The organism is Comamonas kerstersii, assembly GCF_008801935.1.
GTDB lineage: Bacteria > Pseudomonadota > Gammaproteobacteria > Burkholderiales > Burkholderiaceae_C > Comamonas > Comamonas kerstersii.
Genome location: NZ_VZOT01000002.1, coordinates 372,117 through 394,294, shown reverse-complemented (window position 1 = coordinate 394,294; position 22,178 = coordinate 372,117). Strand labels below are relative to the sequence as shown.

General features: G+C 60.2%; 18 protein-coding genes, 1 tRNA gene and 3 pseudogenes. 12 read left to right on the top strand and 10 right to left on the bottom strand.

Going from position 1 to position 22,178, the window contains the following annotated elements:
- Window positions 1-45 precede the first annotated feature (45 nt).
- The 3 genes and pseudogenes from F7P80_RS04980 to F7P80_RS04970 all read left to right on the top strand — a co-directional run.
- The gene (locus tag F7P80_RS04980) at window positions 46-729 is read left to right on the top strand and encodes a heavy metal response regulator transcription factor (RefSeq protein WP_054066696.1); all 684 of its coding nucleotides are present in this window, start codon (window positions 46-48) and stop codon (window positions 727-729) included.
- Window positions 726-2,117 carry a heavy metal sensor histidine kinase gene (locus F7P80_RS04975; protein WP_151043159.1) on the top strand — a complete coding sequence of 464 codons (1,392 nt, stop codon included), beginning with the start codon at window positions 726-728 and terminating at the stop codon, window positions 2,115-2,117. Before F7P80_RS04980 ends, F7P80_RS04975 begins: the two co-directional genes overlap by 4 nt.
- A 40-nt stretch (window positions 2,118-2,157) precedes the next feature.
- Window positions 2,158-2,365: pseudogene (locus tag F7P80_RS04970) on the top strand (transposase); the annotation flags it as partial.
- Window positions 2,366-2,392: 27 nt separating this feature from the next.
- Here the strand turns inward: F7P80_RS04970 and F7P80_RS17040 are convergent.
- Window positions 2,393-2,740, bottom strand: a pseudogene (locus F7P80_RS17040) (IS5/IS1182 family transposase); the annotation flags it as partial.
- A 202-nt stretch (window positions 2,741-2,942) separates the two neighbouring features.
- Window positions 2,943-4,544 carry a nitric oxide reductase transcriptional regulator NorR gene (norR, locus tag F7P80_RS04965; protein ID WP_151043155.1) on the bottom strand — a complete coding sequence of 534 codons (1,602 nt, stop codon included), beginning with the start codon at window positions 4,542-4,544 and terminating at the stop codon, window positions 2,943-2,945.
- A 170-nt stretch (window positions 4,545-4,714) separates the two neighbouring features.
- Between norR and hmpA the strand changes: the two genes are divergently transcribed.
- Complete coding sequence (gene hmpA, locus F7P80_RS04960) at window positions 4,715-5,908, top strand: NO-inducible flavohemoprotein (RefSeq protein WP_054066447.1); 1,194 nt, start codon at window positions 4,715-4,717, stop codon at window positions 5,906-5,908.
- Window positions 5,909-6,149: 241 nt separating this feature from the next.
- On the opposite strand, the pseudogene F7P80_RS04955 reads toward hmpA, so the two are convergent.
- Window positions 6,150-6,793, bottom strand: a pseudogene (locus tag F7P80_RS04955) (transposase); the annotation flags it as partial.
- Here F7P80_RS04955 and F7P80_RS16720 point away from each other — a divergent pair.
- Window positions 6,707-6,934, top strand: coding sequence for a hypothetical protein (locus F7P80_RS16720; RefSeq protein WP_170265326.1), 228 nt, complete (start codon window positions 6,707-6,709; stop codon window positions 6,932-6,934). The pseudogene F7P80_RS04955 and the gene F7P80_RS16720 sit on opposite strands and share 87 nt — an antisense overlap.
- Before the next feature lie 16 nt (window positions 6,935-6,950).
- Here F7P80_RS16720 and cobA read toward each other — a convergent pair whose 3' ends face one another.
- Both cobA and ybiB read right to left on the bottom strand, forming a co-directional pair.
- Complete coding sequence (gene cobA / locus F7P80_RS04950; RefSeq protein ID WP_151043153.1) at window positions 6,951-7,766, bottom strand: uroporphyrinogen-III C-methyltransferase; 816 nt, start codon at window positions 7,764-7,766, stop codon at window positions 6,951-6,953.
- Window positions 7,763-8,695, bottom strand: coding sequence for a DNA-binding protein YbiB (gene ybiB, locus F7P80_RS04945; protein WP_151043151.1), 933 nt, complete (start codon window positions 8,693-8,695; stop codon window positions 7,763-7,765). The genes cobA and ybiB overlap by 4 nt, the downstream gene beginning before the upstream one ends.
- Window positions 8,696-8,936: 241 nt before the next feature.
- On the opposite strand from ybiB, the gene F7P80_RS04940 reads away from it, so the two are divergent.
- The 6 genes from F7P80_RS04940 (at window position 8,937) to F7P80_RS04915 (ending at window position 15,781) form a co-directional block, all read left to right on the top strand.
- Window positions 8,937-9,569 (top strand): DUF937 domain-containing protein, encoded by a 633-nt coding sequence (locus F7P80_RS04940; protein ID WP_151043149.1) that lies wholly within the window; start codon window positions 8,937-8,939, stop codon window positions 9,567-9,569.
- A gap of 116 nt (window positions 9,570-9,685) precedes the next feature.
- Window positions 9,686-10,735: a tRNA (adenosine(37)-N6)-threonylcarbamoyltransferase complex transferase subunit TsaD gene (gene tsaD / locus F7P80_RS04935; protein WP_054066690.1), complete on the top strand. Its 1,050-nt coding sequence runs from the start codon at window positions 9,686-9,688 to the stop codon at window positions 10,733-10,735.
- A 170-nt stretch (window positions 10,736-10,905) separates the two neighbouring features.
- A complete protein-coding gene (locus tag F7P80_RS04930; protein ID WP_151043147.1) occupies window positions 10,906-12,390 on the top strand; it encodes an efflux transporter outer membrane subunit in 1,485 nt (494 codons plus the stop codon).
- A gap of 18 nt (window positions 12,391-12,408) precedes the next feature.
- Window positions 12,409-13,797: an efflux RND transporter periplasmic adaptor subunit gene (locus F7P80_RS04925; protein WP_151043145.1), complete on the top strand. Its 1,389-nt coding sequence runs from the start codon at window positions 12,409-12,411 to the stop codon at window positions 13,795-13,797.
- Window positions 13,794-14,576, top strand: a complete 783-nt coding sequence (locus F7P80_RS04920; RefSeq protein ID WP_054066688.1) for an ABC transporter ATP-binding protein — start codon at window positions 13,794-13,796, stop codon at window positions 14,574-14,576. Before F7P80_RS04925 ends, F7P80_RS04920 begins: the two co-directional genes overlap by 4 nt.
- On the top strand, window positions 14,576-15,781 hold the full coding sequence (locus tag F7P80_RS04915) for an ABC transporter permease (protein ID WP_054066687.1): 1,206 nt from the start codon (window positions 14,576-14,578) through the stop codon (window positions 15,779-15,781). The genes F7P80_RS04920 and F7P80_RS04915 overlap by 1 nt, the downstream gene beginning before the upstream one ends.
- A gap of 82 nt (window positions 15,782-15,863) precedes the next feature.
- Here the strand turns inward: F7P80_RS04915 and nhaA are convergent, their stop codons facing one another.
- The 4 genes from nhaA to F7P80_RS04895 form a co-directional block, all read right to left on the bottom strand.
- Window positions 15,864-17,252, bottom strand: coding sequence for a Na+/H+ antiporter NhaA (gene nhaA / locus F7P80_RS04910; RefSeq protein ID WP_420888905.1), 1,389 nt, complete (start codon window positions 17,250-17,252; stop codon window positions 15,864-15,866).
- A 440-nt stretch (window positions 17,253-17,692) separates the two neighbouring features.
- The gene (locus F7P80_RS04905; protein ID WP_077393541.1) at window positions 17,693-19,438 is read right to left on the bottom strand and encodes a TRAP transporter large permease; all 1,746 of its coding nucleotides are present in this window, start codon (window positions 19,436-19,438) and stop codon (window positions 17,693-17,695) included.
- A 21-nt stretch (window positions 19,439-19,459) separates the two neighbouring features.
- Entirely contained in the window at window positions 19,460-20,071 is a 612-nt protein-coding gene (locus F7P80_RS04900; RefSeq protein WP_054066685.1) for a TRAP transporter small permease subunit, read from the bottom strand.
- 249 nt (window positions 20,072-20,320) lie between these two features.
- Window positions 20,321-20,836 carry a low molecular weight protein-tyrosine-phosphatase gene (locus tag F7P80_RS04895; protein WP_054066684.1) on the bottom strand — a complete coding sequence of 172 codons (516 nt, stop codon included), beginning with the start codon at window positions 20,834-20,836 and terminating at the stop codon, window positions 20,321-20,323.
- 114 nt (window positions 20,837-20,950) lie between these two features.
- Between F7P80_RS04895 and F7P80_RS04890 the strand changes: the two genes are divergently transcribed.
- Window positions 20,951-21,024, top strand: a tRNA-Gly gene (locus F7P80_RS04890).
- A 313-nt stretch (window positions 21,025-21,337) separates the two neighbouring features.
- On the opposite strand, the gene F7P80_RS04885 is transcribed toward F7P80_RS04890, so the two are convergent.
- Window positions 21,338-21,883 carry a fimbrial protein gene (locus F7P80_RS04885; RefSeq protein ID WP_151043143.1) on the bottom strand — a complete coding sequence of 182 codons (546 nt, stop codon included), beginning with the start codon at window positions 21,881-21,883 and terminating at the stop codon, window positions 21,338-21,340.
- Window positions 21,884-22,178: the final 295 nt, after the last annotated feature.

Below are 22,178 nucleotides of genomic sequence, written 5' to 3'. Positions count from 1 at the left end.
TGGCTGCTTGGCCCCTGGCACACTACAGGCACAGGAAGACTTGCTGTGAAGATACTCATCGTTGAAGACGAACCCAAGACGGGTGACTACCTGCGCCAAGGGCTGCGCGAAGCAGGGTTTGCCGTGGACCTGGTGACCAACGGCATAGATGGCCTGCACTATGGGCTGGATGGCAACCACGATCTGGTGATTTTGGACGTGATGCTGCCGGGGTTGGATGGCTGGCAAGTGCTCCAGAACTTGCGCAGCCGAGGCCGGCAGATGCCAGTGCTGTTCCTGACTGCACGCGATCAGGTAGAAGATCGGGTCAAAGGTTTAGAGTTGGGGGCAGACGACTACTTGGTGAAACCTTTTTCGTTTGCCGAGCTGCTGGCGCGAGTGAGGACCATTCTGCGCCGGGGCCGCAACAGCTCCGAAAGTACGGCATTGAGGGTGGCGGACTTAGAGCTGGATCTGTTGCGTCGCCGTGTGACTCGCGCAGGCATGCGCATCGATCTCACCGCCAAGGAATTCGGATTGCTTGAGCTGCTGATGCGCCGCCAAGGCGAAGTGCTGCCGCGTTTATTGATCGCATCGCAAGTGTGGGACATGAATTTCGACAGCGACACCAACGTCATCGAAGTGGCGGTGCGGCGCCTGCGAGCCAAGGTAGACGACGGCTTTGATGTGAAGCTGATCCAGACCGTGCGCGGCATGGGTTACGTACTGGAGAACCCTGAAACCCGATGAACTCTTTGCGTCTGCCTCTGGCCGCAAGGCTGACGGTCCTTTTCACGCTGGTGGCAGCTATGGTGCTGTTGGGACTGGGTGTGTTGGTAGCCTGGGCCACAGCCCGTCACTTTGTCGAACTAGATCGGATGTTTCTCGACGACAAAGTGCACCTTGTAGAAAAACTCGTCGCTGAAGCCGACACCCCTGCTGCCTTGAAAGGTGTACTTGATGACATGCTGGACAGCCATAAAGGCTTGTTTGTACAGGTCTGGCTGGGAAGCGAGCTCATTTATGGTCCACCAGCGCTGACACAGAACATCCTCGCTGATACTCCGGCGACAGAGCAGCTGATGGAGTGGACCCACGCTGGGCAGTCGCTGCGCGGCGTTGTGGAAAGCCTGCCACTCCCACCAGCATCGCAATTGGCATCCACCACCAATACGCAAACCCTGCGGGTATTGGTGGCCCTGGACACTGCGCACCACGCCCATTTCCTGGCTGAACTACGCAAGACGCTGGCCGCCTACTTTCTGGTCGCGACCTTGGTCAGCGGTGTGCTGGGCTGGTGGGCTGCCCGCCGCGGACTGACACCCTTGAAGGCAATGCGCGAAAGAGCAACTTCAGTCACCGCCTACAACTTGCAGGAGCGCATGCCTGTGGAGTCTGTTCCGGTGGAGTTTGCTGAACTTGCAGCCAGTCTCAATGGCATGTTCGGGCGGCTCCAGCAAGACTTCCAGCGCTTGATGGACTTTTCCAGCGATCTGGCACACGAGCTGCGCACCCCTTTAAGTAACCTGCTGACGCAAACGCAGGTGGCTCTTGCGCAGCGGCGCACTGCCGACGAGTACCGCGATATTCTGGCCTCAAACGCAGAGGAGTTCGAGCGCCTGGCCAAGATGGTCTCGGACATGCTCTTTCTGGCCAAATCGGAAAATGGCATCGACTTGCGCTATCGGGAACGTATCCAGCTGCACAAGGAAGTGCTAGCGCTGTTCGATTTCTATGAAGCAGTGGCCGACGAAAAGCACGTCATACTGGTACTGGAAGGGCAAGCAGAGATAGACGGCGACAAGCTGATGATGCGCCGTGCCATCAGCAACCTGCTGTCAAACGCACTACGCCATGCTGATGCAGGGTCGGCAGTGGCGGTGCAGGTGGTGTCGAACGAAGGTGCTGTGGCACTCACGGTCAGCAATCAAGGGACTTCGATAGCAGCGGAGGACATCCCTCGGCTCTTCGACCGTTTCTACCGCGCCGACAGATCCAGGGCCCACCCTGCTTCCGAAGGGGCGGGGCTTGGGCTGGCCATCACCAAGGCGATCGTCAGTTCGCACGGTGGATCAATATGCGTTCAATCTAACGCGGGACAAACACGTTTTACTGTGTTGTTTGACGCATCCCCCTAAGAGCGTGTTTGCGATCTTGTTTGCCCCGACAATCTGGTGTGTGAAAAGACAGAAATACGCCAGCGACATTGGCCGTGAGAAGTTTGCAGAAATTGAGCCAGAGTTGCGCAAGGTACGCCGCAGGACCAAGCCTGCCACGCTTGATTTGTATGAGGTGTTTTGCGCAGTGCTGTACCTGCTGAGAACCGGTTGCCAGTGGCGCTATTTACCCCCCTGACTTTCCCAAATGGCAAAGTGTTTATGCCTATTGACGCAAATGGAGCAAGCCCGACGAACATGGCATCACCTGTTTGCCCTTTGAGCCAGCAGCGATCCGTTCCATGATCTGCTTTGAGGTGACCAATCGCAGGTTCTACCGCTTGCCTTCTGCGCAACCAGCGTCGTTGCTCCTGCGCCAGTTGCTTGAATTTGCCTCGGTGAATGAGCTCAATCTCAGGGTTGTGGTACTCGACGCTCTTGCCTCTGAAGCCTAAATCCACAATTGCCGTCTTGGGCTTTACACCGACGTCTTCCAGCAAGATATTGGTCTGCTCCAACTGTGCAGCCAAGATATGTCCATCGTAGGGGGTGCCTGGAAACGTACGAGCCCCCACCATGAGGCCGTGTGTATGGGTGACCACAATCGCAGTTTTAAGGAACCTCTGCATAACTCGATTTCAAGCGTGATAGTGCTTGAACGAGTGTGATGTTCCCTTGCCCCTGGCACTCAAGATGCCCGCGTTTCGCGGGTATCTTGCTTTTTATGCACCCACACCAGGCTTGGATTGGCTGGGTGAATGGCGGCGGCCAGTGCAAAGCACTGCCCCTGCGTGCAGGGGCTTGTGATCAGCCCCGAGCCGCAGGCCTGTCAATGCCCAGCCGCTTGGCCAGTCGCTGCAAATTGGCGCGGTCCATTTGCAAGGCGCGTGCTGCGGCAGCCCAGCTGTAGTGGTGGGTGTGCAGGGCCTGCATGACCAGCTGGTGTTCGTACTGCTGTACCGCTGCGCGCAGGCCCATGGGGTGTGTGGTGACGGGTGCAGGGCCTGTGCTTGGCTCAGTGGAGGGGGGAAAGGCTTCGGCAGCCTGTGCGTTCAGGCGCAGATCGCTGGCGCGCACGCTGAGGGTGGAGGCTGGCTGGTGCTGGTGCTTGTGCTGCATGGCATGCAGCACGGCGCGGCGAATGCCATGTTCCAGCTCGCGCACATTACCGGGCCATGGGTAGGCCAGCAGGGCGGTCTGTGCATCCGGCGTCAGGCGCAGGCTGGGCAGCCCCAGCTGGGCGCGGGTCTGCTCCAGAAAGTAGCCTGCCAGCACCAGTACATCCCCATCGCGCTCGCGCAGGGCAGGTACGTGCAGGGGGAAGACGTTCAGGCGGTGAAAGAAGTCAGCACGCATGCTGCCGCCTTGCACCGAAGCCTGCGGGCTGCGGTTGGTCGCGGCAATGATGCGCACATCGACCAGCCGCTCCTTGTCCAGCCCCAGCCGCTGGATATGGCCGCTTTGCAGCACGCGCAGCAGCTTGGCCTGGGTGGCCAGCGGCAGTTCACCCACTTCATCCAGAAACAGCGTGCCCCGGTGGGCCTGTTCAAACTTGCCCTGGCGGTCGCTGATGGCTCCGGTGAACGCGCCGCGCACATGGCCAAAGAGTTCGCTTTCCACCAGATGCTCGGGCAGGGCGGCGCAGTTGATGCTGACAAATGCCTGGTCGGCACGCTGTGACTGGGCGTGTACCGCGTGGGCCACCAGCTCCTTGCCCACGCCGGTTTCGCCGGTGATGAGTACGGGCCAGTCGCTGGCAGCCACGGTGGCAATGTCACGCTGCAGCTGGCGCATGGCGCTGCTGTGGCCTACGAGCCGGGAGGCCGACTGTGGGGCCTGGCGGCGGTAGTGCTCAGCACGCTGGCGTTCATTGCTGGCCGTCTGTTCCAGCAATTGAATGCGGTTGACGGTGGCCACGGTGGCAGCGGCCAGATCGCTGAAGGCCTGCAGCGCTGCCAGTGAGGCTTCTCCAGCAAACAGCCCGGGCTGCAGGGCATCCAGTGTGAGCAGGCCCCAGGGCTGGCCATCGACCTGCAGCACACAGCCCATGCAGTCATGCACGGGCAGCGGGGCATGGCTGTGGTGTTCCACCAGACCGTCATAGGGGTCGGGCAGTGTGGTGTCAGTGGGAAAGCGCATGGCCTTGCCCGCCTGCAGCAAGGCGGCAAAGCGCGGATGGTCTGCCACATGAAAGCGGCGGCCCAGGGTGTCGGCACTCAGGCCATCTATGGCCAGAGGGCGCAGCCAAGCGCCATCGGCTTCGTAACGCAGCAAGGCGGCTGCGTCGGCAGGCAGTACAGTGCGCAGGGCAGACAGCAGGCGGCGGTAGCGTTCGTGCTCGGGCATGTCGCTGGACAGTTCTGCCACCAGTGGCAGCAGGGCGTTCAGCAGCGAGGTGTTGGTCGTCATTCAGACATCGTATGCAGTCCATATGACTGCAGTTGAATGCTGTCAAAAAGACACTTTTGGGGCTAAGTGTTTGTATAGCAAGCCAATCAGCGCTGGCACGCAGTTTGCGCCTGTTTGGCCAGGCCCGCCACAAGGCGGTGGCTCCCTCTATGACCTTGCAGGACATTCCTATGCTGACTGAACAACAACGCGCCATTGTCAAATCCACCGTGCCTCTGCTGGAAGCAGGTGGCGAGGCGCTGACCACCCACTTCTACAACATCATGCTGTCAGAAAACGAAGGCGTGCAGCCCTTGTTCAACAGCGTGCACCAGCAGACCGGTGCCCAGCCCCGCGCCCTGGCGCGCAGTGTGCTGATGTATGCCAAGCACATTGATGACCTGTCGGGTCTGGGCAACCTGCCTGCACAGATCATTCACAAGCATGTGTCGCTGCAGGTGCAGCCAGAGCATTACCCCATCGTGGGCAACTACCTGCTGCGCGCCATTCGTGAAGTGCTGGGCGCAGAGATTGCGACCGATGAAGTCATTGCCGCCTGGGCCGCAGCCTATGGCCAGCTGGCAGACATTCTGATCGGTGCGGAAAAGGGCATCTACGCGGCCAATGCCCAGGCCGAAGGCGGCTGGCAGGGCGCTCGCCGCTTTGTGGTGGCTGGCAAGCAGGCAGAGTCGGTGGAGGTGACTTCTTTCATTCTGCGCCCCGAAGATGGCGGCAAGGTGCTGGCGCACCAGAGCGGCCAGTTCATTGGTCTGCGTCTGGAGATCGATGGCAAGGAAGTGCGCCGCAACTATTCGCTGTCGCAGGCCGCCAATGGCAAGAGTCTGCGCATCAGCGTCAAGCGTGAGCAAGGTGGTGTGGTTTCCAGCCATCTGCACGACAAGGTGCAGGTAGGTGATGTGCTGGAAGTGTTTGCACCCGCAGGCTTTTTTGTGCTGGATAGCAGCGACAAGCCGCTGGTCTTCATGGCCGCTGGCGTGGGCATTACCCCCATCATGGCCATGCTGGAGCAGGCGCTCAAGACCCAGCGCCCCATCACACTGATCCATTGCTCGCGCAGCCCTGCAGTGCAGCCTTTCCGTGCCCAGCTGCTGGCACTGGCGCAGCAGCACCCCCAGCTGAAGCTGCGTCTGGCCTATGAGCATGAAGCCGTAGAGTTGCCCATACAGAACGTGCAAGTGGTAGCAGGCATGGCCGATGCACGCCTGCTGCAAAGCTGGCTGCCTGAAGACAAGGATGTGCAGGCCTACTTCCTGGGCCCTGTGGGCTTTATGCGTGTGGCGCAGCAGGCGCTGCAACAGGCAGGTGTGCCCGCTGCGCAGTGCCACTACGAGTTCTTTGGCCCTGCACAGGCGCTGGCAGCCTGAGCGGCTGGCTGCACCCCCGTGCGCTGAGCAGGGCTTGGGGGTGAACCACATAACGCCACGGGTGTCAGGTGTTTGCTGCCTGACGCGCGTGGCGTTTTTTGTGCCAGCGGTCTGCATGAATATGGCGCGGAACTCAGATATTTTTTAGTTGGCCCTGCAAAATTCAATTTCAGGCCATCAACAGCTTTTTGCTGCCCTGTCGGCGCTGCTGAGACCGCATGACTTGGCTGGCGCAAGCCAGCTAAGTTAAAAACATCGACATAAAAAAGCGTGCAAAAAAGCCGCTGAGGCCCAAACGCACCACTGCCCGCATCAGCCAACGCAGGTTGTAGCCTGCAGCGCACAGCACCGCATGGATGGCATCACCTGTTTGCCCTTTGAGCCAGCAGCGATCCATTCCATGATCTGCTTTGAGGTGACCAATCGCAGGTTCTACCGCTTGCCTCTGAAGCCTAAATCCACAATTGCCGTCTTGGGCTTTACACCGACGTCTTCCAGCAAGATATTGGTCTGCTCCAACTGTGCAGCCAAGATATGTCCATCGTAGGGGTTGCCTGCAAACGTACGAGCCCCCACCATGAGGCCGTGTGTATGGGTGACCACAATCGCAGTTTTAACCCCAAACTCATACGGCTTGCGGGCCTTACCTTTGCCAATGCACTCCACCTCTGGGGCATGCATGGCGTACAGCTTGTTTTTGTCTTTGGGTCGCTGTTTGTGCACACGTGTTGCTCGGGCTACAACCGTGCGCAAGCGCTCTTTCAAGTGCGCTGCTGCGCTGGCCGGTATGGCTTGTAAATGGCGCTGCACCCAGCGCAGTGCGATGCCAAGAATAGTGCGCTGGCGCTTGACCACTTTGCGCAAACGCTTGTATTGCCGTGCATGCCCGGCGCAGGGCTGGGTTTGACCATTGTGCAGCGCATCATTGACAGTGCGCAGGGGCAGCTCGTGCTGACGCCAGCACCAGAGGGTGGCTTGCTGGTGGAAATTCAGCTGCCCGTGCAGCAGCTGGATGCCATCGACTGAAAAATAAACGCAGTGATCAGGAGGCCGCGCGCAGAGGGGCTGCAGTGGCTGAGCTGTTCTGTGCCCATGCTGCGACGCCCTGCACCACATCACCAATCACCAGCACGCTGGGGCTGGCCAGGTTTTCTGCATGCAGGGTGTGGGCCAGCTGCTCCAGCGTGGTGATGGCATGGCGCTGCTGCGGTAGGCTGGCATGCTGGATGATGGCCGCTGGCGTGTGAGCGGGCAGGCCACCGGCTTGCAGCTCTGCGGTGATGTGTTCGGCAGAGCTCACGCCCATGTAGATCACCAGCGTGAGCCTGGCGGCCTGGGCCGTGGCCGCCAGCGCGCGCCAGTCCGTACCCTGGTCGCCGGGCTTGGCATGGCCGGTGATAAAGACTACGCCGTGGGCGTGTTCGCGGTGGGTCAACGGTGCGCCCAGGCTGCTCAGGCCAGCGAGGCCAGCGGTGATGCCATTGATGATCTGCGGCTCAATGCCTGCGCGGCGCAGGTGCTCCACTTCCTCGCCGCCACGGCCAAAGATGAAGGGATCGCCCCCTTTGAGGCGCACCACATGCTCTCCCTTGTGTACTTCAGCCTCCATGAGCTTTTCGATAAAGGCCTGGGGCGTGCTCTTGCAGCCACCGCGCTTACCCACGTAGATGATGCGCGCGGTGGGGGAGGCAAAGTCCACGATCTCCCTGGAGACCAGATCATCCACCAGCAGTACGGTGGCAGACTGAATGGCGCGCAGGGCCTTGAGTGTGAGCAGTTCAGGATCTCCGGGGCCTGCGCCAACCAATGTGCAGGTGCCGGAGGGAAGTCCCGTGGAAGTGGTGGCGCTGGCGGTCATGCTTGCGCTCCTTGTGCAGAGAGTTGGCGGTGCAGACTCACAATAGCCTGTACCTGGGTGGCAATCGATGCGGGAACGGGGCGCTGGCCGTTGAGCATCTCCTGAATGAGGGCGGCATTGGCGGCGGCATCCAGACCTTGCGGCAGATCGACGGCGGCTACGCTGCCAGTCTGGGGCTCCATGCTGCTGACCACTTTGCCGTGCAGGATGCCGCGCATGGCAGGCAGGCGCCGGGGATCGGCCACAGGCTCGCCTTCCATGCCGCGCAGCAGCAGGGCATGACTTTGTGCTTCTGCATGCGTGGCCTGCATGCTCAGGCTGTATTCGGGGTGGGTGTAGCAGCCCACGACCAGCGCCGGTGTGCCGCTGGCCGCCAGCGGGTTGAAGTGCTTGACCAGACTGTGCGCCGGATTGCGCAGGCCAATGGTGGCGCGGGCATCGAGCAGATCTGCCAGGCCTGTGTGCAGCTGGCGGGTGTGCAGGTGTACCAGCTCGCCAGCCTGGGGTATGCGCAGTGCAGTTGCGGCAGGGTGGCCGAGCTGCCCCAGCACTTCAGGTGCTGTGATGCGTGTCTCTTCGGTGGTGCAGCCGTGTAGCAAGACTGGCAGACCTTCACGCACCAGCAGCAGGGCCAGCAAGGGCGTGAGCACTGGCAGGCGGCGCGCGCCGTTGTAGCTGGGCAGTACGACCACGGGTGTGCCAGATGGTGGAAGCTGAGGCATGCGGGTCTGCAGCGCATCCATGAAACCTGCCATTTCCTGTGCGGTTTCGCCCTTGATGCGCATGGCCACGCAAAACGCACCGACTTGCAGCGGGTGCGCCTGCCCGTCGAGCAGCCAGCCCATGAGTTCCGCAGCCTGGGTGCGCGTCAATGCGCGTGCACCGTCTTTGCCACGACCGATTTCCTTGAGGTACTGCTGCATGCCCATGGTGTGCGATTTGCGATCTTCTTAAAATTAAGAGCTGTATTTTGAATGCTTTGTTATATCCATTGGATATATAGAAATATGTGCACAGCGAATGCTCACCGGTGCTCGCACAATGTCAAAACATGTGCTGCGGCGCTGGCGGATGGATCAGGAGGCCTCATACTTGGCCGATGGCTTGCGAGCAGCAGGTTTTTTCAATGTCAGTGTCTGCCATGCGGCAGGCGTGAGCCAAGGAGTTCATATGAGTCAGCAACCATCTCTGGCGCAGGAGTTGCTCAAGCAGCTGCAGGGCACACCCATGCAGGAAATGTCTCAGCAACTGGGTGTCAACACGCAGCAAATTCAGTCTGCCGTAGGGGCCGCTGTACCCTTGCTGCTGGGGGCGCTGGGCAAGAATGCCTCGCAGGCACAAGGTGCGGCCGATCTGTTCAGCGCCTTGCAACGTGACCACGCACAAACCATGCCACAGGGGCTGGGTGATCTGGGCAGTTTGCTGGGGGCCGTGCTGGGTGGTGGTGCATCGCAGTCGGCCGCAGGCAATGGCGCGGCCATCCTGGGCCATATTTTTGGCAACAGCCGCCAGCAGGCAGAAGCAGGGCTGGGCCAGGCCACAGGTCTGGGCGACAAGGCAGGGCAGCTGCTGAGCATGCTTGCACCCATTGTGATGGCCTTCCTCGCCAATCGCGTGCAGGCCGGGCAGATGGATGCCAGCACTCTGGGCCGTACGCTGGAGCAGGAGCGCGCACAGGTGCAGCAGCAGGGTGGCCTGGGCGGCGGTCTGCTGGGCAGCCTGCTGGACCAGAACGGCGATGGCAAGCTGGACATGGGCGATCTGTTCAAGCTGGGCAGCAGCTTTCTGAGTGGCCGTCGCTAAGGGCGTTTCCGCCAGCAACCATAGGCACCTTCGGGTGCTTTTTTCTTGCCTTGCGTGCAAGGCCATTGCCCCAGTCAGCCTGCTGCAGACAGGCGCTCGGCCTACACTTGCGGGTTATGAGTCAGCTGATCTTGGGTATTGAATCTTCGTGCGATGAAACCGGTGTGGCCCTGGTGCGCATTCCGGATGATGGCGGCGTGCCAAGCCTGCTTGCGCACGCCTTGCACAGCCAAATTGATATGCACCGCGCTTATGGCGGTGTGGTGCCCGAGCTTGCCAGCCGCGACCATATCCGCCGCGTGCTGCCGCTGACCAAGCAGGTGATGGAAGATGCAGGCAAAAGCCTGCAGGACGTGGATGTGGTGGCCTTCACGCGTGGCCCGGGTCTGGCAGGTGCCCTGCTGGTAGGCGCAGGCGTGGCATGCGCACTGGGCGCAGCGCTGGACAAGCCCGTACTGGGCGTGCACCACCTGGAAGGCCATTTGCTTTCTCCCTTCCTGAGTGAAGACCCGCCGGAGTTCCCCTTTGTGGCACTGCTGGTGTCTGGTGGCCATACGCAGCTCATGCGGGTGGATGGCGTGGGCCGCTACGAAATTCTGGGCGAAACCATTGACGATGCTGCAGGTGAAGCCTTTGACAAGTCCGCCAAGGTGATGGGGCTGCCATACCCCGGTGGCCCTGTGCTGTCCAAGCTGGCAGAAAGTGGTGATCCAGAAGCCTTCAAGCTGCCGCGTCCGCTGCTGCACAGTGGGGATCTGGACTTCTCGTTTGCCGGTCTGAAGACGGCGGTGCTGACGCAGGCCAAAAAGCTGGGTGATGAGCTTGAAGCTCGCAAGGCCGATCTGGCCGCCAGTGCACAGGCGGCGATTGTGGAAGTGCTGGTCAAGAAGACCCTCAATGCGCTCAAGCAGACGGGCATGAACCGTGTGGTGGTGGCAGGCGGTGTGGGAGCCAACAAGCAGCTGCGCGAGCAGCTCAACCGCGAATGCGCCAAGCGCAAGATTCGCGTGCATTACCCCGAACTGCATCTGTGTACCGACAACGGCGCCATGATCGCCATGGCCGCTGCCATGCGCATGCAGGCCGGGCAGCAGCAGGCGGACAAGACGTATTCGTTTGACGTGAAGCCGCGCTGGCCGCTCGATGCCATTGTGGAAGCAGCGTAAGCACACTACGATCCCTCTCAAGCCCTCGTCATGAGGGCTTTTTTGTGTCTGTGGTGGATGGTCCTGCGGCGTGGCTTTACCAAAGCTTCACATGTTTTTAGCTGTGTCGCTACACAGGCTCTGCACAATTGCAGGTAGAAACAAGTCATTACGCATACTGCTTGCATAGCATGTCAAACCAACCCAACAAGATTGCGCCGCGTGCCGCCACACCCCGAGTGTTGCTTGTGCCTACAGCGCTGGCCTGTGCCCTGCTGCTGGCAGGCTGCAGCCATACCTCACAGTTCGCCGCTCAGAGTGAAGCGGTGGATGTGCCCGTGCAGTGGAGCACCACACAGGCAGCTGCTGCACCTGAGGACCTGAGCCGCTGGTGGCTGCAGTTTGGGGATGCGCAGATGGCATCCCTGATTGATCAGGCCCTGGTGGCCAACCCCAGTGTCCAGAGCGCGCAGGCTGCATTGCGTCAGGCGCGAGCCCAGCTGGAGCAAAGTGAAGCCAGCAGGCTGCCCAGTGCGGGAGCCAGTCTGGGTGCCAGCCGTGGCAAGCGCGAGCCAAGTTCTGCCAGCAACAGCTTTAGCACCGGTATTGATGTGAGCTGGGAGCCAGACCTGTGGGGCCGTCAGGCCAATGCCGTCAAAGCAGGTGAAGCCGGGGTGGCTGCTGCGGTAGCTACGCTGGAGGGGGCACATGTCTCGCTGGCCGCCGAGGTGGCGCTCAATTACATCGAACTGCGCAGCCTGCAAAACCGCCTGCAGATTGCCGAGCGCAACCTGGCCATTCAGCAGGAGAACCAGCAGATTTCCGAATGGCGCATGCAGGCGGGTCTGGCTACATCGCTGGACGTAGAGCAGGCACGTGCCTCGACGGCGCAGACCGCGGCGCAAATCCCTTCGCTGCAGGCATCCATGGCCCAGAAGCGCCATGCACTGTCCATTCTGACGGGCCAGCCACCTGCTGCCTTGAACGAGGCCCTGAGCACACTGCAGCCCTTGCCAGCTCCACCGGCCCAGCTGGCGCTGGCATTGCCTGCTGACACCTTGCGCCAGCGCCCTGACGTGCGTGCGCAGGAGCAGCGTGTGATTGCGGCACTGGCCAATCTGTCCGCGCAGGAGCGTGCGAACTTCCCCAGCCTGTCGCTGCGCGGGTCGCTGGGGCTGAGTGCACTGACGCTGTCTGCACTGGGCTCCAGCGGCGCCACGCTCTCCACCAGTATTGCTGCCAGCCTGGCGCAGACCTTGTTTGACGGTGGTCTGAACAGTGCCCGCGTGGCAGAGCGCGAAGCTGCGCTGGAGCAGGCGCGTATCAATTACCGCTCCACCGTGCTGACGGCCTTGCAGGAGGTGGAAGACGCACTGGTGCAGCTGCAGGGCGACAAGCAGCGCCTGGTACAGCTGCAGGTGGCTGAAGAAGCAGCGCGCAATGCCCAGTTGCTGGCATCGCAGCGCTACACCAGTGGACTGGTGGACTTTCAGACCGTGCTGGACACACAGCGCACCCTGCTGTCTTCACAGGATGCGGTTGCCACGGTGCAGGCCGCTATTGGCTCGGACTATGTGCGCCTGTACAAGGCGCTGGGTGGTGGCTGGCAGCCGCTGAATGCAGAAGGTCAGCCCGTTGCAGCAGCTACGAGCGCTGCAGACGCCAGCCAAAAATAACAAGGAAAGCAATACCCCATGACAAAGAAAAACACCACAAGCAGCGCCAAGGAAGTACAAGAGCTGTTGGGCGATGGTCTGTCCCGCCGCTGGTGGCAAAGCCCCACAGTCTGGATCGGTGCCGTGGCCATTGCAGGTGCAGTGGGTGGCTATCTGTTCTGGCAGAGCCACAAGGAAGCCAATGCCAAGCCCCAGTATGTGACGCAGCAGGCCAAGCGTGGCGATCTGTCCTTGACTGTGGCGGCCAATGGCACGCTGCAGCCTACGCGCACGGTGAACATTGGCTCTGAACTGTCGGGTACGGTGCGCAATGTGCTGGTCGATGTGAACGACAAGGTCAAGAAGGGGCAGGTGCTGGTCGAGCTTGATACCGACAAGCTGCAGGCCCAGCTCAACCGTTCCAAGGCATCGGTGGCATCGGCGCAGGCCCGTCTGCAGCAGACACAGGCTTCGCTCAAGGAAGCACGCGCCAATCTGGCGCGCCAGGAAGAAGTGCACCGCCTCTCGGGTGGCAAAGTGCCATCTGCCTCTGAACTGGATAGCGCCCGTGCAGCGGTAGAGCGTGCCGTGGCGGAAGAAGCTGCGGCCCAGGCATCGGTGGCAGATGCCCGTGCTGCACTCAAGACCGATGAAACCAATCTTTCCAAGGCATCGATCAAGTCACCCATTGATGGCGTGATCCTGACGCGCAGCGTAGACCCCGGCAATGCCGTGGCTGCCTCGCTGCAGGCCGTGACCCTGTTCACCGTGGCCGAAGATCTGCAAAAGCTGCGTCTGGAAGTCTCGGTGGACGAAGCGGATATCGGTCAGGTGCAGGAAGGCCAGCGTGCCAGCTTTACCGTCAGCGCCCATCCTTCGCGCACCTATCCCGCCAAGGTGACGCGTGTGGACTATGGCTCGACCAAGACCGACAACGTGGTGACTTATCTGGCCCGTCTGGATGTGAGCAATGACGATTTGTCGCTGCGCCCCGGCATGACAGCATCGGCCACCATCCACACCAATGAGCGCAAGGATGTGGTGCTGGTGCCTAATGCGGCGCTGCGCTTTACGCCGGTGGGGATGCAGCCTCCCGCTGTACCTGGTGCCAAGCAGGATGGCCCCGGTGCCGAAGGCCCCAACGGCGAACGCGGCCCCCGTCCGCAGGGTGCAGGTGTCTCTGGCAATAGCGGCGGCATCATGGGCCAGCTCATGCCCCAGCGCATGCGTGGCAGCCGTGGCATGGGTGGCAGCGAAGCACTGGGTGCAGGCCAGACCCGCTATGTCTGGGTGCTGGAAAACAATGCGCCTGTGGCGGTGCAGGTCAAGACGGGCCTGAGCGATGGCCGCATGACCGAGGTGCAGAGCGACAAGCTCACCGAAGGTGCACAGGTGATTACCGACCAGCGTAGCGGAGTCGCCAAATGACGCAGGCGCTGCACACAGACAGCGGTGGTGTGCCGCTGATCCGGCTGCGCAACATCGTCAAGGTCTATGGCGAAGGTGGCCTGGCGTTCAAGGCGCTCAAGGGTTTTGACCTTGATATTGAGCAGGGCGATTTCGTCGCCATCATGGGCCCCAGCGGCTCGGGCAAGTCCACGGCCATGAATACGCTGGGCTGTCTGGATAGACCCACCTCCGGTGAATACCTGTTCAAGGGCGTGCACGTGGAAGGGCTGGACCGTGACGAGCGTGCTCGCCTGCGCCGCCGCTACTTTGGCTTTGTGTTCCAGGGCTTTCACCTGCTGCCCCGCACCACGGCGCAGGAAAACGTGGAGCTGCCTCTGCTGTACCGCGGCGAGTCTGCCCAGCAGCGCAAGGAAGCGGCAGCCCGGGCGCTGGAAGCCGTGGGCCTCAAGGGCTGGGAGCACCACACGCCTGCAGAACTCTCGGGTGGTCAGCAGCAGCGCGTGGCCATTGCCCGCGCCATTGTGAGCAGCCCCACCGTGCTGCTGGCAGACGAGCCTACCGGCAATCTGGATACCCAGCGCAGTGAAGAAATCATGGAGCTGCTGTGGAAGCTCAACCATGAGCAGGGCATTACCGTGCTCATGGTGACCCACGAGCCAGAGATGGCGGCTTACGCGCGGCGCATTGTGCGCTTCAAGGATGGTCTGCTGGATTCCGATGTGCGCAATGAGCCACTGGCGCTGCGCCGTGAGGCTGCGCAGGCGGGTGCAGCCGCGGGTCAAGGGGAGGGCGTCTGATGTTTTTCAACACTATCTTGCTGGCGCTGCGCTCCATTCGCCGCAACCTGCTGCGCTCGTTCCTTACCATTCTGGGCATTGTGATCGGCGTGAGTGCGGTGATCACCATGGTCACGCTGGGCAATGGCGCGACGCTGGCAGTGCAGCAGCAGATTCAGGGCCTTGGCACCAATTTGCTGCAAATTCGCGGGGGCCAGCGCCTGGGGCCCGGCGCTGCACCAGCACCAGCCTTCAAGGATACAGATGCTGAAGCCATTGCCCAGCAGATCGGCGGCATTGCGGCCGTAGCCCCTGAAGCACGCGCCAGCACCACGCTGGTCGCGGATGGCCGCAACTGGTCGTCCAGCGTGATTGGCAGCAGCAATGAATGGCTCAAAACCGGTAACTGGAAGCTGGCTCAGGGCCGGGAGTTCTCACCTGAGGAAGAGCGTGCGGGCGCTTCGGTGTGCATCATCGGTGCCACTTTGCACCGGGAGCTGTTTGGCAGCTCGCCCGATGTGCTGGGGCAGCAGCTGCGCGTAAAAGCCTTCTCGTGCAATGTGATCGGGGTGCTGGACTCCAAAGGTCAGGGCGCTTTCGGCAATGACCAGGACGACATGGTGCTGATTCCGCTCAAGACCCTGCAGCGCCGTGTGACGGGTAACAACCGCGTCAACACCCTGCTGGTGTCCATGGCGGAGGACAGTGACCCTGAGCGTGTGAAGTCCAGCCTGCGTGACCTGCTGCGCGAGCTGCGCAAGCTCTCACCCACGGATGAAGACAATTTCAACGTGCTGGATACCAAGCAGCTGGCCGACACCATGGCGGGAACGACCAAGGTCATGACCACCTTGCTCGGCGCTGTGGCTGCGGTGAGTTTGCTGGTGGGCGGCATTGGCATCATGAACATCATGCTGGTGAGCGTGACGGAGCGCACGCGCGAAATTGGCCTGCGCCTGGCCATTGGCGCGCTGGAGCGCGAAGTGCTGCTGCAGTTTTTGATTGAAGCCGTGGTGCTGGCCGCACTGGGGGGGCTGATCGGTATTGCGATTGCTGCGGTGGCTTCTGTGGGCTTGGCGCAGGTCATGCAGGTGCCGTTTGTGTTCAACCCTACGGTGAACCTGCTGTCCTTTGTGTTTTCGGCAGCGATTGGTGTGGTGTTTGGTTACTTTCCTGCACGCCGTGCTGCGCGCCTGGATCCGATCGAAGCCCTGCGCCACGAATAGTCATATAAAAGGGCCATGCCCAGACAGGCAAAAAGCCGGAGGCTCGCAAGAGCACTCCGGCTTTTTTACAGGCCCGTGGGGCTTAATCGTTCAGCTTGTGGCGAACGATAAAGCCATACACCAGGCCCACAATCGCCGCCGTGGCGGAGGCGGCCAGAATGCCCAGCTTGGCAGCGCTGAGCAAAGCTGCATCGCTGAACGCCAGACCACCGACAAAAATGGCCATGGTAAAGCCGATACCCGCCAGCACACCGACCAGCAGCACGCCGCGCCAGTTGATACCTTCGGGCAGGGGGCTGACGCCAGATTTGACGGCGAGGAAGGTGGCAAGAAACACGCCCAGCGGTTTGCCCAGCACCAGTGCCAGCAGCACACCCCAGAACACAGTGTGCGGGCCGGTGGCTGCCAGATCCATGCCACCAAACTGCACGCCAGCGTTGGCCAGGGCGAAGATGGGCATCACCCCAAACGCCACCCAGGGGTGCAGCATGGCTGGCAGGCGGAACACAGGAGGCAGCAGGTCACGCTGGGCCGTGGTGGCAATGCGCAGCTCATGGTGCAGCACATCCACCTCAAACTGTCCGCGCTGTGCATGGCTGCGAATGCGTGTCAGCGCTTGCTCAGCCACATCCAGGTGGTGGCGCTGAGCAGGGCGCATGGTTACGGGCGTCATCAGACCCAGCACCACCCCCGCCAGCGTGGGGTGTGCACCGGTGTGCAGCAGGCCCAGCCACAGGATGGCGCCGGGCACCACATAGGCCCATGCAGCAGCTACGCCCATGCGGTTGAACAGCAGCACCAGCACCAGACCGACCAGCGCAATGCCAAAGCCGCTGTAGTCCAGACCACCCGAGTAGAAGAAGGCGATGATGAGCACGGCCACGATGTCATCAATGATGGCCAGTGCCAGCAGGAAGATGCGCAGCGGCCCGGGAATGGATTTACCCAGCAGGGCCAGCACGCCGACGGCAAAGGCGATGTCCGTAGCGGTAGGAATGGCCCAGCCATTGAGCAGCTGTGCATCACCTCTGGCCAGTGCCACATAGATCAGCGCAGGCACAACCACGCCGCCCAGCGCGGCAATGATGGGCAGCAGCGCCTGGCGCACATCGGCCAGCGCGCCGTTGTACATCTCACGGCGAATTTCCATGCCAACGACCAGAAAGAAGATGGTCATCAGCACGTCGTTGACGAAAAAGTGCAGGTCTGTGCTCCAGGTCCAGGGTCCCAAAGTCAAGGCCAGCGGTGCATGCCAGGTGGCAAAGTAGCTGGCAGCCCAGGGAGAGTTGGCCCAGATCAGCGCAATGGCTGCGGCGATCAGCAGCACGATGCCGCTCATGGCCTCAATGTGCAGCATGCGCGCAAAGGCAGAAGATGCCTTCATGGTGACGCGATGCAGCGGTGGAATATCGGGGCTGGGTGCAGGGAACTGCGGATGGATGGGAGAAGAGGTGTTCTCGTGTGGCGGCATAGTGCTCCTTGTTGCTGAAGACAACACCACGAGCAGCCGGACCTGCCCGGCGCATGGCATGCAGGCAAGCAGCGCAGGCCGCATCAGGGCGGCGCGCAGTAGGGGCAGATCAGACGCACGTGTGCTGTGCGGTACAGGCGGCCCGACCTGTACCTGAATGACCTGCCATCACCACCTGATGTGGTGGGCACCCGCCGCGAAGTGTACAGAACTGCGGGGCAGGCATGGCAGCATTCACCCATGCTGCGCCGGGGTACAAAAAAGATAGCTGCCAGCGTTTGATAAATAAGGTTTTTAGATATAAATCGTTTTGAATTCTTTTATTTATAAGCGTTGATAGCTATATTTTTTATGGTTGATGCAGTCCATTAAACAATGAGAAAGCCCCTGTACACCGCAGCGTACAGGGGCTGTGAGCATGTGCAGCGTCTGCCTGCCTTTTACTGGCCCATGGACTCCTGCAAAGCCTTGAGCGGGTCATCGTCAGCCTGCTCAGAGCCTTCTTCCGGCTGGAAGTAGGGGTTGTCAAAGTCCATGGCAGGCATGCTGGATTCCATCTGTTCGCGGATGGCATCCAGGTCGTATTCCACCTTCTCATCCAGTCCGCTGGACACAATGCCCGGGAAGGCAATGATCAGCCCTACCATGAGAAGCTGGATGCACAGGAAGGGAATAGCACCCATGTAGATCTGTGTGGTTGTTACCGGCGCAATGCGCTTTTGCGTGACCTTGTCGGTGTATTCCTTGTCGGGAGCGACCGAGCGCAGGAAGAACAGCGCAAAGCCAAACGGTGGGTGCATGAAGGAAGTCTGCATGTTCACCGCCAGCAGCACACCGAACCAGATCAGGTCAATGCCCAGCTTGTCTGCCACGGGGGCCAGCAGGGGCACCACGATGAAGGACAGCTCAAAGAAGTCCAGGAAGAACGCCAGGATGAACACCATGATGTTCACCAGGATCAGGAAGCCCAGCTGGCCGCCTGGCAGGTCTGCCAGCAGGTGCTCCACCCACAGCGGGCCGTCCACACCCTGGAAGGTCAGGCCAAACATGGTCGCGCCGATCAGGATGAACATCACAAAGCACGACAGCTTGGTGGTGGACATCAGTGCCTGCTTGAGCAGCGTCAAACTCAGGCGGCGGCGTGCAATCGCCATCACCATGGCACCGATGGCGCCCATGGCACCACCTTCGGTGGGGGTGGCAATGCCCAGGAAGATCGTGCCCAGCACCAGGAAGATCAGCAGCAGCGGGGGAATCAGCACAAAAGTGACTTTTTCCGCCACTTGCGACAGCAGGCCCATGCCTGTCAGGCGGTTGATGGATGCCGCCACAAAGGCCAAGGCCACGCCAAAGCACATGGCAAACACAATGGTTTCATCGGTAGCCACTTTTTCCACCACTTCACCGGTGAACCAGGTGTGGATGGTGGGCATGTTCTGTGCCGCAAACACCGACACCGCCACGCACAGTACGGTGAGCACCAGCAGCGAAGTCAGGCCGCTGGAGCCATCTTTTTCCTTCAGGCTGCGTGCCTCTGGAGGCAGGGCAGGCACCATGTGTGGTTTGAAGAAGGCCAGCAGGAAAATGAACAGCATGTAAAAGCCCACCAGCATGAAGCCGGGGACAAAGGCGCCCTTGTACATGTCGCCCACGCTGCGGCCCAGCTGGTCAGCCAGAATGATCAGCACCAGCGAAGGTGGAATGATCTGCGCCAGCGTGCCAGATGCAGCAATTACGCCGGAGGCTATGCGGCGGTCATAGCCGTAGCGCATCATGATGGGCAGCGAGATCAGGCCCATCGAGATCACGGACGCGGCCACCACGCCGGTGGTCGCTGCCAGCATGGCACCCACCAGAATCACGGCAATGGCCACGCCGCCGCGAATGGGGCCAAACAGCTGGCCCACGGTGTCCAGCAGGTCCTCGGCCATGCCGCTGCGCTCAAGAATCAGACCCATGAGCGTGAAGAACGGAATGGCCAGCATGGTTTCGTTCTGCATGATGCCGTAGATGCGCAGCGGCAGTGCCTGCAGCAGCGCCTCAGGCAGTACGCCCAGCTCGATACCGATGACCGCAAAGAACAGGCCGCAGGCGCCCAGGCTGAATGCTACGGGAAAGCCCAGCAGCAGGAAGCAGATCAGCCCCGCGAACATGATCGGGGCCATGTTGTTGGCAATGAATTCCATGGTGTTGTCTCCCTGTGGCGCTTAGGCGCTCTTGGCTGCGTTGCGCGCCGCTTCTTCTTCGGCCTTGCGGATGGCTTCTGCCAGCTCTTCTTCCGGCGTTTTGCTCACGACCTTGACGGTGGGGTCGTCAATCAGCCCCATCAGAAAGGCAATGCGTTTGATCAGCTCCGACAGGCCTTGCAGCAGCAGCAGGCCAAAGCCCAGCGGCATCATCAGATAGACAGGCCAGCGGATCAGGCCCCCGGCATTGCTGGACATTTCGCCCGACTGATAGGCCTGCAAGAAGAAGGGAATGCCGTAGTACAGAATGACCAGGCACATGGGGGTGAGAAAGAACGCAAAGCCCAGCACATCAATCCACACACGGGTGCGCAGCGACAGCTTGGCATTGATGACATCCACCTTGACGTGTTCTTTTTCCAGCAGGGTGTAGCCTGCAGCCAGCAGGAACGAGGCGGCAAACAGGTACCACTGCACTTCCAGAAAAGCATTGGAACTGGCGTTGAACATCTTGCGCACAACGGCGTTGATGCCGCTGATGATGGTGGCCGCAAGAATCAGCCAGATGACGTATTTGCCGACCCAGGCATTGAGCTGGTCGATCCCCCGTGAAAGTCGTAGAAGTGCTTGCATGGTGTCTCCAAAAGCGCGGTATGTGCCCGGGACAGCACAGAAGGCGTGTGGCCTTTGTCTGTGGGCTTATAGGAATGCACAGGTGCGCGATTCTACGGAGCATGCTTCTGCGTTGCTGACGTGTTTGTGACGAGTTGCCCGTCACTGGCGAAATTTTTTTGCTTTTTATGGGTGTTTTAAGGGTTTTTGCTAGGTTTTCCTGCAATTAGAGGAAGCCAGCAAGGGCGGGTAAACCCGCCCTGAAGCGTCTCAATGGTTCAGCGGGAGCTGCACATGCTCACGCTCGATGTGGCGCAGCACGCCCTGGCAGGCATCTTCGATCAGATCCAGCACATGTTCAAAGCCCTGGTCTCCGCCGTAATAGGGGTCAGGCACGACAGCACTGCGCATTTCCTGACAGAACTCGGTCAGGCGGTGCAGCTTCTGGCGCTGTGTGGGTGGGCACAGTGCCTGCGCACGGGCCATGTTTTCGTGGTCCATGACCAGCACCAGATCAAAGCGTACAAAGTCCTCACGTGTGAGCTGGCGCGCACGCAGATTACTCAGGTCATAGCCACGCTGCAGCGCATGCTTTTGGCTGCGCAGGTCGGGTGCTTCACCGACGTGGTAGGCGTGGGTGCCACAGGAGTCGACCTGCAGCCGGTCCTCCCAGCCCTTGCGCCGGATCATGTCGCGCATGACGCCATGTGCGGTCGGGCTGCGGCAAATGTTGCCCATGCAGACCATCAAGATGGCATAGGGAGGAATGGCGGTTCTTGTGTTCATGTACGAAATTTCTTGCAGTATTCGTGCCGTGCCTTGGGTATGTGCGGCTTGGTCTGTGATAGATTAATGACCGTTGTTTGCCGCAGATGTCGGCGCACAGCGCATCTCACAGCGGCGGGTGTAGTTCAATGGTAGAACGCCAGCTTCCCAAGCTTGATACGAGGGTTCGATTCCCTTCACCCGCTCCAGCATTTGAAGCTGTCGATTTTATAGATGTGCCACAACCGCCAAGCGTCAGATTCTGGCGAAAGAGTTCAGGTGAAAAGCCCGTTTGCAATTCACAAACGGGCTTTTTTCATCGCTATGCAGGGCTCTTGGCATATGAAAAAAACCGCTTCCTCAAAATGAGGGAAGCGGTTTTTAGTTTTTATCGAGTGGCTTTGTAAAGCTTTATTCTCATATCACCTTTGATATGTCGTGCCCGGATTTTCAAAATGCCTGTGGCACGTCATGTATCAAATATGCATGCTTTACTTGCTTGCCACTCTCAGTGGCTCAAGATTACTCGTAACGCACTGCGTACATCACAGCGCCGGAAACAGGACCAACGGTAGGTGCAGTCGATTCAGAGTAGTAGCGCACGGTGTAAGTCGCCGAGGTGCTGCTGCTGTTGGCTTCCAGCGTAAATGGGCTGGCTTCGGCAGGGCCGTTAGACAGAGGCATTGCCTGGTTGGCTGCGTCATCAAACAGCTGCAGAGACACGCCGGTTGCGCCGTTAGCGCTGGTGTTATCCAGGTTACCGTTGGTGGTTACAGGGCCCACTGCCGAGAAAACGGTCTTAAAGCTTTCTGCGGTTTGCGAAGGTGTGCAGCCTGTCACTTCGATGGTGAACTTGGTTTCACCGGCAGTGTTGCCAACGCCACCTGCCAGATCGCTTTGTGCAACGCTGGGCAGCAAAACGATAGGGTCGGTATTACCGGCTACTGAGAAAGTGCAAGTTTGGTCGGTCACTTCACCATCAAAGGTAATAGTGCTTGCCATAGCGAAGGGGGAAACCAGACCCAACAAAGCGACGGCCATACCTGTGCGAATTACTTTACGGTTCATTTTTTGCTCCATATTCATGGTTAAAGGTTAGAAACGCCTTCTAAATTTCGTCTTAGCCTGATTCGCTTTTTTTTGACTCAATTTGTTGGGCACAGACGAATGTTATGAAATGGGCACCTTGTTCGGACTAAGACGATTCTGAATCGCAAAAATCGTGTGCTGCTTTTGTGAATGGGCTTGTGACCTGTAGATGGTTCACTGCCTGTTGATTCCGATATTGCGGATTGAGCACTGATCGGGATGTGTGTTTACCTGGGTCCGCAACATTCAGAAAGAGCTTGCCCATCACAAGGCG